Below are 13,927 nucleotides of genomic sequence, written 5' to 3'. Positions count from 1 at the left end.
CCGAATTCATAAGAGAGCTAGAATCGACTTCTATGAGCACACCTACCGAAACCCCCGCTGACTCCCAGACTGCGGGAGCACGTACCACGACGGGGCTCACAGCACTTGGAATGGGGGGCGTCCCCTGGCAAGAGCTTTTAGAAAAAGCCTACTCAACCGGCACTTTGTCTGTCACCGGTGAACTATCAGGTGGACAATTGCTCGCGTTTAATGACGCCAGTGGAGCACAGTTATTCATCCTTGCCGCCCCACCGTATGCCGCGTATGCCGGCTTTGACGCATTGACCGAATGCGAAGCAGAAATATCGATGTTATCCGACGTCCTGGCGCTGCTCAGCGTTCATGATGACGAGGGCAACGTTGTGTGTGACATTGCCGCCAACCTCGCCCAAGGTCCGCTTCTGGTTGATGAACCCACCCAATTGGGAACGGTCAATCTTTCTGCTCTTGGTGTTGACACCCACGTCTACTCCGACGAAAAAGGGTTCTCCGACGCCGGCGGAGCAACGACCGGTTTCGTTATCTCGCACGGTGCAGCCGTGGTCAATGCGGGATCAGGCGATACCGAGCCGTCAGCCGCAGGTGACGTATCACTCGTCGTGGCATCCGCAGAGAAACGGACGAACGGGCTCACGGGCGAATCGTTCTGGCACGTCAATGTCGACGCCCCATTCCCCGTCGATCTGTGCCTTCCCGAATCTGCCGCCGAAAGCATCACTAAGGGCAATATTGTCGCTGGGCGGGTGCTATTCACAGCGTCCGTCGCGGCCGATACCAGCGCTGGCGGGTGCTGCGGTGGCGGAGGCGGCGGCTGTGGCTGCGGTGGCTGCGGATGTGGTGGCCATTAAAAGTGACCAGCTCCCCTACCGATAAGGATGGTGTTCCGGCGCTGACGTCACCTCACAGTGATGTCCGGGTATGGCGTCTTATCTCTCTAAGCACCATCCTCACCGTTATCGCCCTGTATCTGATCATTATTTTCCATTGGCTCGGCTTTGGGCTTGTTCTCGCGTGCGCTGTCGTCGCCATCGTTATCGCACGAACGTCAACATTCTCCGCCGAACAAGAACAAGTTCGTCAGTCCATTGAGTTGTCAGCTGCGGACATCACTGCAGTTCTGGACCAGTGGGAAGCATTTCAGAACGGCACATCAGCCGAGGCTGTTACCGATCGATCCACGCATTCCGTGCTCTTGGATGAATCTCACCAGGAGAATCCGATCATTAGCCGGTTCCATAAAGCCAGGGTGTCGAGCGAATTGTTTATCGACGATCTTGAGGGTGTCGTTACTCACGCACGCACCATTCACATGCTGGAGCACATCCTCTCAGCAACCGATGAGATGGCGCGCGAACTACAGGAAGCGTGGGTTGAGGCTCGGCAGTACGCTAGCCAAGTAGACAGCCCGGCGGTACGGCTTCCTGAAAGCCAGACACGTACTAGCCCGTCCACATATGGATGGACTCCTGGGGCTTCTAGCTATAGGTCGTCTTTCCCACGCAATGCGGGCGCATAATGCGCCGAGGCGTATTCACGCAATTGGTCGATATTAATTGTTCCTGACGCAACTATTACCGACGGACCTTCCAAGGTGGCCTGCTCGTCCTTGATAGTCACCGTGACCTCACCACCAGGAACGACGACGTGGACCGTGCCGTCGACCTGACCGCGGTCAGCCAATGCCGCCACTGCTGCCGCAACCGTTCCCGTCCCGCATGATCGGGTCTCCCCCGACCCTCGTTCATGGACGCGCATCGACACAGTGCCATCACCATCTCGACTGTCATCCGGGTGAAGAGGAGTGAGAACCTCGACGTTAGCTCCGTGCGGGAAGAACTCCTCGTCGAGAACAGGCTTGAGGTGAAGAGGAAGCTCGCGCAGACCAGCGTCGTCAAGATCGGGAATAACACATGCTAAATGGGGGTTACCTACATCAATCCCCACACCGGCAAACCTCTGTCGATCAAATGCAGCTACGGACTGACCAATAATGCCCACACGTCCCATATCGACGGCGATCCGTGCTGATGAGTCAGTCGTTTGTGAGGGGTTGACGACGGTTAAGCGCTTTATTCCCGCTCGCGTGCCAATCGAAAAAGTCGGCGAATCACTCACGAGATGATGCGCGAATAAGTAGTGCCCAAATACCCGAGATCCGTTCCCACACATCTCAGCAATCGACCCATCGGCATTGCGATAATCCATGAACCATTCGGGAGCATCTGCCGGCGCGGTATCACCGGACTCACCAACAGTCTCTTTTGCAATGATGCCTTTAAGGATCAAGGCTTCGGTGCGAGCAATGCGGATCACGCCGTCGGCACCCAACCCGGCGCGTCGATCACACAGGACACGAACGAGTGCTGGGTCGAGGTCGATATCAGCGTCGAAGTCTGGCAGGAGGATGAAATCATTCTCTGTGCCGTGGCCTTTACTGAAGAGGGTTGTCTGTTCGGGCATGGGGCCATTCTAGACGTGGTTGTCGATGATCGACGTGGCTTCGCTGACGGTGTCCCCGGCCGCGTCGATCCAGTGGGTTCGTGGGTCGCGACGGAACCAGGAGCGCTGTCGTCTGACATAGCGACGGGTTCCTGTGATGGTGGACGATATGGCGTCGGCGGTTTTCATGTCGCCGGCCAGCATGGCAAGTACTTGGGAATATCCGATCGCTCGCCCAGCGGTGGACTGCGCAATGAGCCCTTGCTGGGTGAGGCCGTTGACTTCGTCGATGAGGCCCCGGTCGAACATGGTGTGGGTGCGTAATTCTATTCGCGGGTTCAGCCACTCCGACGACGTTTGTAATCCGATGATGAGTGTTCCCCATCGTGCTGGCGCGTTGATGGGTGGCTGTGATGCCGCGAAAGGCTTCCCGGTCAATTCAATGACTTCCAGGGCGCGGACAGTCCGACGCGGATCATTGACTTCGATAATGTCGGCAGCCGCTGGGTCAATAGCAGCAAGTTCCTTATGCAGCTGTTGAACACCTATATCGTCAAGGCGATGTTGCCATTTAGCCCGAACTGTGGGGTCGGTAGGCGGGAACTGCCAATCATCGACGAGCGATTGGACATACAGCATGGAGCCACCCACCAAAACTGGCGTTTTCCCTCGTGAACGGATGTTTTCAACATCGTCGACGGCAGATCGTTGATATCGTGCGACGCTCGCCTGCTGGGTGACATCAAGTTTATCGAGCTGATGATGCGGGATGCCCTCACGCTCTTCAGGCGTCAGTTTTGCCGTGCCGATATCCATACCGCGATAGAGCTGCATGGAATCGACGTTGACGATCTCCCCGTCATAGCGGTGCGCGAGTGCGAGCCCCAATGCCGACTTGCCCGACGCGGTGGGACCGACGATGGCCACGGGGAAAGGCAAAGATGCTGGCACGTTATCATCCTGTTCTACATCACGGTGGTGAGCTGCCATACGCCACAATGGAAACCTATTCCTCCATAGGCCGGTGGGCCGTCATGTGTGCACGGATCATCGTGTTGCTCGGCGGTGGTTTGAACGCGGTCATCGATAGAGGACCAGTGATACAGGGTACTCACACCGGAAGGGTGGGATCGACAAAAGTCAGCCCAGGCGATCCACGGTTCCGGGTCAATCCCACAGTGTGCTGCAGCAGTCACGTCAAACAATGGTGCCGACGCCTGAGCTGCAGGATCGATAACAAAACGCCGAAGTTGCTCCTCGAGGGCCCACGCTCCGGGAACATCGCCTAAAGGGGCGTCGGGGTGAAGTCCCGCTCCCCCGTCGGCGGCAATCAGAAGTGGCCCATCCAGCAGCGGCCCATCGTCGGCGAGAAACTGCACGTCGTGGATGTCGACGCTGATGATCTCACCGTCGTATCTCCACCGTCGAAGAAGGGCCCGCAAAACGAGATCGGGTAAATACGTTCCAGCTCCCACGTTCACGTCAATTCCCCATGCCTTGAGAGAACCAACGTGACGTGTCGCCATGGAATCGTCGAGGTGGAAGGCAATAGTGATGGGCCCGTCGGTAGGGAGTATCCACTGCCGGGCACGGTCAATTTCTGTGCGGAGTTGTGCCGGATACTGGGCGTGACCAGTCGCTTCGGGGATAAGCAGAGGAGTTGGCGGCAGAAGCACGACAATGCGCCCCCGGCGCGTCCCAGGCTTGGCGTCGGAACTATCGGTTGGATCTGGACGTCGATGCGACGCGGGTGTGGTCGACGAAGCCGGTGAAGCCGAGTGGGAATGGGTCACATCACTACCCTAACGGGTAGACTCTCGGCGGGAAGTCGTGCAGTCTAAACAGTGGATTGTGTTTGGCAGCCGTGCCGCGCGGCAAAGAAAGAAAGAGTGAGGAACACCGGCCCATGACTACTTCTTCGGTCCCTTCAGCGCCTATCCCTGGACCCCGAGGCGCTCATCCCACACCGGCATCCATGTCTGGCCATGCAGCAACGACGACACCGCCCCGTCGAACGAACAACCCCGAAGACCACGGGCGTATCGACGATGATGGAACAGTCTGGTTAATCACTCGTGACGGTGAGCGCGCTATCGGTGAGTGGAAAGCCGGCTCGAAGAGCGAAGGATTCACTTTCTTCGGTAAGCACTTCGATAGTCTGCAAACTGAGGCGGATATCCTCCGCGTACGTCTCCACACCCACCCCGAAGAGGCTGCCACCACTCGCAAGTCGGCCGAGGAACTACAGGCTAAAGTCGCCGAATCAGCTGCTCTTGGTGACGTCGATGGCCTCTATGACCAGCTCAGTTCAATTATCGACGACAGCTACACCGTCGCTGAACAGGCCGAAACTGAAAAGAAACAGCGCCGGGAGAACGCGATTGCCCAACGTGAAAAGCTTATCGACGAGGCTGAGCGCATTGGTTCGGATTCGACGGAGTGGAAAGAATCCGGCGATCGTCTGCGCGAGATGCTGAACGAGTGGAAGAGCATCCACGGTATCGACCGGAAAACGGATGATGCACTGTGGAAGCGTTTCTCTGCTGCTCGTGAGCAGTTTTCGCAGCGCCGCGGTGCACATTTTGCCGAGTTGGATCGGAAACGCGATGAGGCTCGTCGTCTCAAGGAAGATATCTGCGAGAGAGCGGAGAAGATCCAGGATTCGACGGAATGGAGAGACACCGCGCGTCAGTTCCGCGACCTCATGACGGAGTGGAAAGCTGCTGGCCGTGCACCACGTGGTATCGATGACAAGCTGTGGAAGCGCTTCCGTCACGCCCAAGACACGTTCTTCTCGGCACGGAAGGCCGTTAATGAGGCTAAAGACCGTGAGTATGAATCCAACGCTGAGAAGAAAGACCAGCTCATAGAGCAGTACAGCGACAAGATTACCCCTGAGGAGAACTTGGGCGCTGCTAAGAAAGCTCTTCGTGAATTGCAATCGCAGTGGGAAAGCATCGGATACGTGCCGCGGGGTCGTGTCCGCGAGTTCGAGGATAAAATCCGTGCACTCGAGAATCGGGTCAGTGACGTCGAGAATGAGCAATGGCGGAAGACTGATCCCGAACGGCAGGCTCGCGTCGCCCAGTTTGAGGCTAAAGTCAATGAGCTCTCAGCGGCAGCGGACAGTGCTGAAAAAGCTGGGAACAACAAGAAAGCCGCAGACCTTCGGGCTCAAGCCGAGCAGTGGGCACAGTGGGCCCAGACTGCTCAGCAGGCAGTGGACTAAGGAGCGAATGGTGGACTGAGCAGCACAGAGAACTGAAAAGCCCCACGAGTAACCGGGCCTGGTGGCCGTTATTGATTCGTGGGGCTTTAGTTCTGAGTTATGGGAGTTCTGAACCGGAGTCCTATTTATCCGCGGGCGGCTGTTTCCGCTTACGTTGGTTTTCCGCCACTTGGTGTGCGCGCTCCCTGGCACGTGCACGTCGGTTATCCACCGGCTCCCTGTACTCCTGAACGGTCAATCCCGTCCGAAGATGCTGCTGGGCAGCCCGCGCTTCATCATCGCGGTCGGCTTCTTCACGCCGGATTTCTGCCAAAACGCGCTGGAGGACTGATCGACGGAAAACGACGGTAGAGATGGTTGCGAAAATAACGATGATCGCGGCGAAACCAAAGATAAGCCCGAACGAGGGACCGGATCCCGGCTCTGTCGGTGGACGTGACTGCCGCATCCAGATCGCGAAAATACCGAATACCCAGCAAACTCCGGACACAACCCACGTCACCCAAGCCACGAGAGTGGAGCGTGAAACGATCACGCCAATCGGTAAGAAGATTCCCCCGACCAGCGCCAACCACACATAGATACGCTCCGGCCATGTGGTGACCATCTCTTGAGCGCGGTCGGAGTAAAACAGGACGTCAAAGCCATACACGCTCCCCGAGTGCGGGAGGAAAATGGCGAACAACGTCCCCAGCATCCCGAGCAAGAAAAAAGGAAGCTGACGGTTGATTACCACGGTTCTCGACGCCAAGCGTTCTTCCACATTGATGTTGGCGCGTTTGCTTTCGCCGAAAGCTCGAAGCGCTTCTCTGCGCTCCTCAGCCGTCATCTCTTGGGGCTTTTTCGCAGGTTGATGCCGCTGAGCCGAGCCGTCGCCATCACTACGTCCAGACCTCTTTTTCATTGCCATGCCTCTTACCCTAATCCGTAAACCTCATTCGTGATTCTTACCAAGCTTGGCTACCTTTTCATCGTCTTGATCGTCGGCATTCCCAGACCAACACCGCGTGGCGTCGGAGCGGAAGCAGCCTCAGTCCGGTCCCCCGCCGGCATACGACGATGAGCAAGGACACCCGAGTCAGACAACAGGAAGTGAGAGCGTGAATCGGTGATACGCACCCACACCACATCTCCTGCGCGGATCGCCCGATCAACACCCGGTTTCACGCACTTTTCAACGGAAACTCCGCCGGAAGCCGTCGGATGTGCCATCGGAGTTGCTCCAATGGAATCCCATGCCCGGGCTGTTTCTTCCATCGGTGCAGCATCAGGGGCAAAGTGCACCAGGCGACCGTCGCGTGTTCTGCCCGACAAACGATGTGTTTGAGCCGAGCGTCGACCATCGTCAGCCTGAACAAGGACCTCGACGACGTCCCCAACCATCTCGGCATTGAGCTCGGCGCTGATTCGCTCTTGAGACTCAACCAGTCGCTCATACCGATCCTGCACCACGGCCTTCGGTACCTGATCCTCCATCGCCGCTGCGGGCGTCCCTGGACGCGGCGAGTACTGGAACGTATATGCGCTCGTAAACCGTGCTTTTTCGATGAGATCGAGTGTCTGCTGGAAATCTTCCTCAGTTTCTCCAGGGAAGCCAACAATAATGTCAGTCGTAATCGAGGCCTGAGGGAGCTTCTCACTAACTTCGTCGAGGATCCTCATAAAACGCTTCGTCCGATAGGAACGACGCATCTCTTTGAGCACCTTGTCTGAACCCGACTGCAAAGGCATATGCAGCTGCGGGCACACATTGTGCGTCTCCGCCATCGCGTCGATGACGTCGGAGGTGAACTCGGCAGGGTGTGGGCTGGTGAAGCGGACGCGCTCCAGGCCCTCGATATCGCCACATGCGCGCAACAGCTTTGAAAATGCGCTGCGGTCGCGCTCTAGCGTCGGGTCTTCAAAGTGGACTCCATAGGCGTTGACGTTTTGGCCCAGAAGTGTCACTTCGCTCACGCCGTCGTCGACAAGAGTTTGTACCTCCGCCAAAATGTCACCTGGTCGGCGGTCTTTCTCTTTCCCACGGAGGCTCGGGACGATGCAGAATGTACAGGTGTTGTTACACCCGACAGACACGCTCACCCAGCCGGAATATGCGGAGTCACGTTTCGCGGGGAGGACCGAGGGAAACTGCTCTAACGCGTCAGCAATTTCCACCTGGGCTTCATGATTGTGGGCAGCACGCGCCAGAAGAGTCGGGAGCTTCCCAATGTTGTGGGTACCGAACACCACGTCGACCCAAGGTGCTCGCTTAACAACGACATCCTTGTCTTTCTGCGCCATGCACCCCCCGACCGCAATTTGCATGTCGGGCTTTGTGTCCTTGGCAGATTTCAGTTGGCCCAAGGTGCCATACAGCCGGTTATCCGCATTTTCACGTACTGCACACGTGTTGAACACAACAACATCGGCAGGGTCGTCGCTGCCAACGGGCACGTAGCCGGCTTCCTCCAAAAGCCCGGCCAGCCGCTCCGAGTCATGCACATTCATTTGGCACCCGAAAGTACGCACCTCGTAGGTGCGCGGACGGGTGGTCGTCGTCGAAACCGAAGAATGAGGCGAAGCTGTGAAATAGTTCATGGTCTGTAAATGATTAATTGACATATCAGGGGTTGTGCCGTTCATCGCGGACTATCGTACTGGTCACCCCCGACAGACGGGGAATTGGTTACGGTGTTGTTAAGTTTTTGTTTCCCACACAGCTTTGGCTAAAGAAACCCTTTAAGTTTTTCCGTATGCCAGAAGTTTCCGGATCCGACGTCACAGCGCCGTCGACACAGTCCATTCCCGCACACGCTGCAGACAGCTCTGCACCTCATCCCGACGCTGAAACGGCTGTCAAAGATCCTGGGCATCGCCCGCCGATGATCTCTATGTCCCATGTCAACAAGTATTTCGGCGACTACCACGCGCTCCGCGATATCAATCTGACAATTCCTGCAGGACAGGTCGTGGTTATTCTCGGCCCCTCAGGTTCGGGGAAATCGACTCTATGCCGAACGCTTAACCGGCTCGAGACTATCGACGATGGCGAGATCGTGATCGATGGCGAAGCGCTTCCTGAAGAAGGGAAGAACCTGACTCGGCTGAGGGCGGAAGTCGGCATGGTTTTCCAACAGTTCAATCTGTTTTCGCACAAGACCATCCTCGACAATGTCACTCTTGGCCCTATCAAAGTGCGGAAACGGAGTAAGGCCCAAGCTAAGGATCGGGCTATGGCTCTGCTCCGACGGGTCGATATTGATAGCCAGGCTCACAAGTATCCTGCCCAGTTATCCGGTGGCCAACAGCAGCGTGTTGCCATTGCACGCGCCCTCGCCATGGACCCCAAAATCATGCTTTTCGACGAGCCGACGTCTGCTCTCGACCCGGAGATGGTGAACGAGGTTCTCGACGTCATGGTCGGACTGGCTAGAGAGGGTATGACGATGGTGTGCGTGACCCACGAGATGGGTTTCGCCCGACGAGCCGCTGATCGTGTGTTGTTTATGGCCGATGGCGCCATCGCCGAAGACGCCGATCCGGAATCATTCTTTACGAATCCCCAGACGGACCGGGCCAAAGATTTTCTCTCCAAGATCCTCGGTCATTAAAAGGGGGCGTGAAGAATGACACGAATGCAGTTCGCCGGCCGTCATATCGGCCAGTTTGTTACTTATTTCCGACGGGGCACGTGCCGACGCCACACCCGCGTGCGCGCGGTGGTGGCCGCGGTGACTGCCCTTGTTTTCGTCACCCCGACGCTCACCGCGTGTGGGTCGTCGGAGCCCGTGAGTGTCCTCGACGAAATTAAAGCCGGGCATATCGTCGTCGGCACGAAATATGACCAGCCGGGTATGGGAATGCGCACACCGGATAAGAAATTCGTCGGTGTGGATCCAGATGTCTCGCGGTATGTCATTAACCACATCGCAGAGAAAAACGGTTGGGATAAGCCGAAGATAACGTGGCGCGAAACGCCGTCTGCGCAGCGAGAAACGCTGATTAAGAATGGCGAAGTGGGCATGATTACGGCCACGTATTCCATCAACAAAGGACGCGCGAATGCTGTCGCTTTTGGTGGGCCATACCTGGTCACTCATCAGGCGCTACTGGTGAGGGATAAGGACACGGGGATCAAATCTCTGACAGACCTGAATAGAGGGAAACGTTTGTGCTCTGTGAGTGGGTCCACTCCCGCCCAGAAGGTCAAAGAGGCACTCCCCGACGTCCAATTACAGGAGTTCGATTCCTACTCGTCATGTGTGGAAGCGCTCCACCAAAAGAAGGTTGACGCCCTGACCACCGACGCCACCATTTTGTACGGGTTCGCAACTCAGTACCCGGGCGAGTTCCGCGTTGTCGATATGAAACAGGATGACGGATCGTGGTGGACCGATGAGCACTACGGGATCGGGCATGCGAAGGGTGACACCAAGTCGACCGAGGCAATCAACGATGCCCTGAAAGACATGTGGGCGTCTGGAGCTTACGCGTCCATTGTTCACAAGAATCTTGGCAACGACTTCCCCGTGGGCGATGAACCCGCCATCGGCGATCTCAGCTTTTTGCAGAAGGGATAAGGGGGATCAATGGAGACAACGACTTTATGGGGTGACCTCAGCGATACGCTATGGCCTGCATTCTGGGTCACCATCAAACTCACGGTGTACTCAGGGATCGGTTCACTGATCCTGGGCATCATTCTGACCGCCATGCGGGTGTGCCCCGTCGGGATATTGCGCACCTTATCGTCACTGTTCATTACTGTGTCGAGGAATACTCCCCTGACGCTGATTGTGTTGTTCTCATCGATTGGGCTCTACCAAAACTTGGGCCTGACGCTTGCCCCCGAGAACGACAACTTCATTAAAAACAACAACTTCTGGTTGGCAGTCCTGGCCTTTATCATCTATACCTCGGCTTTTGTCGCCGAATCTTTGCGGGCGGGCATCAACACGGTCCCCTTCGGGCAAGCGGAAGCTGGCCGATCACTGGGGCTGTCTTTTGGACAGAATTTCTCTGCCATCGTGTTTCCCCAGGCTTTTCGCGCGTCGATTGTTCCATTGGGCAACACCCTGATTGCGTTGTCCAAGAACACGACTATCGCGTCCGTCATCGGTGTGGGCGAGGCATCTCTGTTGATGAAATCGACGATCGAGAACCACGCCGACCAGTTGTTCTTGGTGTTCGGCATTTTTGCTCTCGGCTTTATCATCTTGACCCTGCCCATGGGGCTTTTCTTCGGCTGGGCTGATAAACGATTGGCGGTGAAACGATAGTGAGTACTCGCGCAACTGTCCTTTATGACAACCCTGGCCCACGCGGGCGTCAGATCAACCGCATTCTCACGGCCATTACTGTCGTGGTTGCCGCTCTGGTCATCGGGTGGACGATCTCAGTGCTGGCCAAGAATGGTCAGTTGGATGCATCCAAGTGGGATCCGTTTATTAAGTCGACCACCTGGACGACGTATATTCTCCCCGGTCTGTGGGGAACGCTGAAAGCCGCCTTTGTTTCCATTATTTTGGCTATGCTTCTTGGGGCGGTGCTGGGGACTGGGCGTTTGCATCATCGGTGGATCGTTCGCCGGATCTGCGGGGTAATTGTCGAGTTCTTCCGCGCTATTCCCGTGTTGATCTTGATGATCTTCGCCTACCAGCTTTTCGCTGAATATGCGGTGTTCTCTTCAGAGCAGTTGGCTTTCGCTGCCGTTGTTTTTGGGTTGACGCTGTATAACGGCGCGGTCATTGCCGAGGTCCTTCGTTCGGGGATTGAGGCGCTTCCAAGCGGGCAATCGGAAGCTGCTTTGGCGCTGGGTTTGACTCACCGGCAGACGATGCGAATCATCCTTCTTCCTCAGGCTGTGGCCTCGATGCTCCCCGCCTTGATCGCTCAGATGGTGATTGCTCTCAAGGACTCCGCATTGGGCTATCAGATCGGGTATGTGGAAGTCGTGAGGTCTGGCATTCAGTCGGCTTCGTATTACCGAAACTTCCTCGCGGCGCTCGTTGTTGTTGCAGTGATCATGATCATCGTCAACATTGGGCTGACGAAGTTCGCGGAGCGAATCGAGCTTCAGCTGCGGGCTGGGCGTGCTCGGCGCAATATTGTGGCCCATGTTCCCCACCAGAAAGAACAGGGAGTGGAGACCAAGGATGAAGCCGTGGTCGACTGGCATGACCCGGCCCACCGCGATCTACGCAGTACGTTCGAATAATTCCCGGCGGTATGAGGGTTCCTGGCGGTGTTACTCACCATCGGGATCGCTGCTCAGTTCGGTGATTCTCTCCTCCACGACGTCATGAGCGATCCGCTGTGACACTCCCGCCGGGAAGCCCCGTCGTGCCAGCGCCGCGGCAATCCGTCGGAGATGGGCATATTTTTCTTTCCGATCAGCGGGAACCGTCCGAATCCGCCGCGCACGGTCTTCGGCAACGTGACGAGCTAATTTCTGTTCATCGTCGTCACTGACCTCGGCTAACGCATGATCGCAGTCGGCATCGGAAACCCCTTTTCTTCGGAGTTCTTCGCGCAGGACACGGCGAGATTTTCCGCGACGTGTCCTGCGTTGTCTTACCCATTCTTCGGCAAATCGGCGGTCATCAATCAGTCCGCTTTCGGCAAGGTCGGCAATGACGGTATCCACGCTAGCCTGGGGAAACTCGGCTTCAAGGAGACGATCCCTCAGTTCCTGCTCTGATCTAGCCCGGTGATCCAACAGGCGCAATGCTCGCGATCTAACAGGTCGGACAGCATTTTCTTCTTGCGCAATAGATCTGCTGGGATCCACGCGAGAGATGGCTTCACTGAGATGCCCGATAATGTCAGCGGTGGACTCAGCAGAGTTATCACTGTCACTGGACTTAGGCATCGCCTAATTTAGCCCTTTCGCATCTATTCGTCGTCGTCATCGAAGTCTACATTCGGGACGACATCGATCGGGTCGTCATCAGAGCTGGTGCTTTCTGACTCCGCCGCATCATCATCAGTGACATTCGCGTACGGTCCGACCTTCGCGGCCCTCATGATTTTATCTTCAATAGTCCCGGCGAGGTCACTATTATTCTTGAGATAATCGCGGACCTTTTCTTTACCCTGGCCGAGCTGTTCGCCTTCATAGGTGTACCAGGAGCCTGATTTCTTGATAATGCCGTAGTCAACGCCCAGGTCAATAATCGAACCCTCCCGCGAAATACCTTCGCCATAAAGGATGTCGAACTCGGAAACCTTGAACGGCGGCGACACCTTGTTCTTGACAACTTTTAGTCGCGTCCGGTTACCAATAACGTCTTGGCCATCTTTCAGTGCCTGAATACGGCGAATATCACAGCGAACGGAAGCGTAGAATTTCAGCGCCTTACCACCGGTGGTGGTTTCAGGCGACCCAAACATCACACCGATCTTTTCTCGCAGCTGGTTGATGAAAATGGCGGTTGTGCCCGACTGAGACAGCGCGCCTGTCATCTTTCGAAGAGCCTGGCTCATCAAACGAGCCTGAAGCCCCACATGGCTATCGCCCATCTCGCCGTCAATTTCCGCCTTCGGGGTTAGTGCAGCCACCGAGTCGATGACGATGATGGCTAAAGCGCCCGAGCGGATGAGCATGTCGGCAATCTCCAAAGCCTGCTCACCTGTGTCCGGCTGCGCAACAAGCAGCGCGTCGGTATCGACCCCGAGCTTGCGGGCATATTCAGGATCCAGAGCGTGCTCAGCGTCGATAAAAGCAGCAATGCCACCGTCTTTTTGAGCTTCAGCAATCGCGTGAAGAGCAACCGTAGTCTTACCTGACGATTCTGGGCCGTAAATTTCTACAACTCGGCCGCGGGGGAATCCGCCAATCCCTAATGCAACGTTAATCGCAATGTTGCCTGATGAGATCGAGCTAATCGGAGGACGCTTATCATCCCCCAAACGCATAACCGCGCCTTTACCAAAATCCTTCTCGATCTTCGCTAAAGCCGTATCGAGGGCTTTCAGGCGTCCGTCGCCACTACTCTGATTTGTTTTCTTTTTCGTTGCAGTTTTACCTGCCATTGTCCACCAATCCTTCATCGAAGTCAGAGCACTACCGCTGGTATCTAGCAACCTGACCTAACAACACAACATGTACCTGATGACAGCCACTCGCCCGGTCACAGTACAATACGTTCTCAGACCAGCACGACTGTCCTCATCACACGGAATAGACGATGTTACTCCGGTTCTGGTTCCAAGATAGAGAATATTCTGGCGTCGGACACGGCAACACCGCTCTTCATCATACACAAACGTATGTTC

General features: G+C 56.2%; 14 protein-coding genes. 7 read left to right on the top strand and 7 right to left on the bottom strand.

The genetic code is table 11. The features are described from left to right. Positions 1 to 32: 32 nt before the first annotated feature. Positions 33 to 848: a hypothetical protein gene (locus tag ACWORE_RS02660; RefSeq protein ID WP_455302410.1), complete on the top strand. Its 816-nt coding sequence runs from the start codon at positions 33 to 35 to the stop codon at positions 846 to 848. A 2-nt stretch (positions 849 to 850) separates the two neighbouring features. Continuing rightward, positions 851 to 1,516: a hypothetical protein gene (locus ACWORE_RS02655; protein WP_455302408.1), complete on the top strand. Its 666-nt coding sequence runs from the start codon at positions 851 to 853 to the stop codon at positions 1,514 to 1,516. Here the strand turns inward: ACWORE_RS02655 and dapF are convergent. Genes dapF through ACWORE_RS02640 form a run of 3 tightly spaced genes read right to left on the bottom strand, consistent with a single transcriptional unit; the run spans position 1,480 to position 4,232 of the window. Further along, positions 1,480 to 2,460 (bottom strand): diaminopimelate epimerase, encoded by a 981-nt coding sequence (gene dapF / locus ACWORE_RS02650; protein ID WP_455302406.1) that lies wholly within the window; start codon positions 2,458 to 2,460, stop codon positions 1,480 to 1,482. The genes ACWORE_RS02655 and dapF overlap by 37 nt on opposite strands. 9 nt (positions 2,461 to 2,469) lie before the next feature. Beyond that, a complete protein-coding gene (gene miaA, locus ACWORE_RS02645) occupies positions 2,470 to 3,429 on the bottom strand; it encodes a tRNA (adenosine(37)-N6)-dimethylallyltransferase MiaA (protein WP_455302404.1) in 960 nt (319 codons plus the stop codon). After that, on the bottom strand, positions 3,405 to 4,232 hold the full coding sequence (locus tag ACWORE_RS02640; protein ID WP_455302402.1) for a hypothetical protein: 828 nt from the start codon (positions 4,230 to 4,232) through the stop codon (positions 3,405 to 3,407). The genes miaA and ACWORE_RS02640 overlap by 25 nt, the downstream gene beginning before the upstream one ends. 113 nt (positions 4,233 to 4,345) lie before the next feature. On the opposite strand from ACWORE_RS02640, the gene ACWORE_RS02635 reads away from it, so the two are divergent. Next, positions 4,346 to 5,668, top strand: a complete 1,323-nt coding sequence (locus tag ACWORE_RS02635; RefSeq protein ID WP_455302400.1) for a DUF349 domain-containing protein — start codon at positions 4,346 to 4,348, stop codon at positions 5,666 to 5,668. Positions 5,669 to 5,789: 121 nt separating this feature from the next. Here ACWORE_RS02635 and ACWORE_RS02630 read toward each other — a convergent pair whose 3' ends face one another. After that, the gene (locus ACWORE_RS02630; RefSeq protein ID WP_455302399.1) at positions 5,790 to 6,578 is read right to left on the bottom strand and encodes an Rv2732c family membrane protein; all 789 of its coding nucleotides are present in this window, start codon (positions 6,576 to 6,578) and stop codon (positions 5,790 to 5,792) included. 50 nt (positions 6,579 to 6,628) lie between these two features. Beyond that, the gene (gene miaB, locus ACWORE_RS02625; protein ID WP_455302613.1) at positions 6,629 to 8,248 is read right to left on the bottom strand and encodes a tRNA (N6-isopentenyl adenosine(37)-C2)-methylthiotransferase MiaB; all 1,620 of its coding nucleotides are present in this window, start codon (positions 8,246 to 8,248) and stop codon (positions 6,629 to 6,631) included. A 284-nt stretch (positions 8,249 to 8,532) separates the two neighbouring features. On the opposite strand from miaB, the gene ACWORE_RS02620 reads away from it, so the two are divergent. From ACWORE_RS02620 to ACWORE_RS02605, 4 genes are read left to right on the top strand one after another with little or no spacing between them, the layout of a single operon-like run. Further along, complete coding sequence (locus tag ACWORE_RS02620; RefSeq protein ID WP_455302611.1) at positions 8,533 to 9,261, top strand: amino acid ABC transporter ATP-binding protein; 729 nt, start codon at positions 8,533 to 8,535, stop codon at positions 9,259 to 9,261. 15 nt (positions 9,262 to 9,276) lie between these two features. After that, positions 9,277 to 10,230 (top strand): glutamate ABC transporter substrate-binding protein, encoded by a 954-nt coding sequence (locus tag ACWORE_RS02615; protein ID WP_455302397.1) that lies wholly within the window; start codon positions 9,277 to 9,279, stop codon positions 10,228 to 10,230. Between the two features lie 9 nt (positions 10,231 to 10,239). After that, positions 10,240 to 10,929, top strand: a complete 690-nt coding sequence (locus ACWORE_RS02610; protein ID WP_455302395.1) for an amino acid ABC transporter permease — start codon at positions 10,240 to 10,242, stop codon at positions 10,927 to 10,929. Further along, on the top strand, positions 10,929 to 11,867 hold the full coding sequence (locus tag ACWORE_RS02605; protein ID WP_455302394.1) for an amino acid ABC transporter permease: 939 nt from the start codon (positions 10,929 to 10,931) through the stop codon (positions 11,865 to 11,867). The genes ACWORE_RS02610 and ACWORE_RS02605 overlap by 1 nt, the downstream gene beginning before the upstream one ends. A gap of 30 nt (positions 11,868 to 11,897) precedes the next feature. Here the strand turns inward: ACWORE_RS02605 and ACWORE_RS02600 are convergent, their stop codons facing one another. Together ACWORE_RS02600 and recA are read right to left on the bottom strand one after the other, a co-directional pair. Further along, the gene (locus tag ACWORE_RS02600; protein WP_406604664.1) at positions 11,898 to 12,521 is read right to left on the bottom strand and encodes a regulatory protein RecX; all 624 of its coding nucleotides are present in this window, start codon (positions 12,519 to 12,521) and stop codon (positions 11,898 to 11,900) included. 23 nt (positions 12,522 to 12,544) lie between these two features. Next, positions 12,545 to 13,684, bottom strand: a complete 1,140-nt coding sequence (gene recA, locus ACWORE_RS02595; RefSeq protein WP_221926722.1) for a recombinase RecA — start codon at positions 13,682 to 13,684, stop codon at positions 12,545 to 12,547. Positions 13,685 to 13,927 lie beyond the last annotated feature (243 nt).

This window comes from Corynebacterium sp. c7Ub_26 (assembly GCF_053760365.1).
This window is presented reverse-complemented; position numbering and strand designations above follow the sequence as displayed.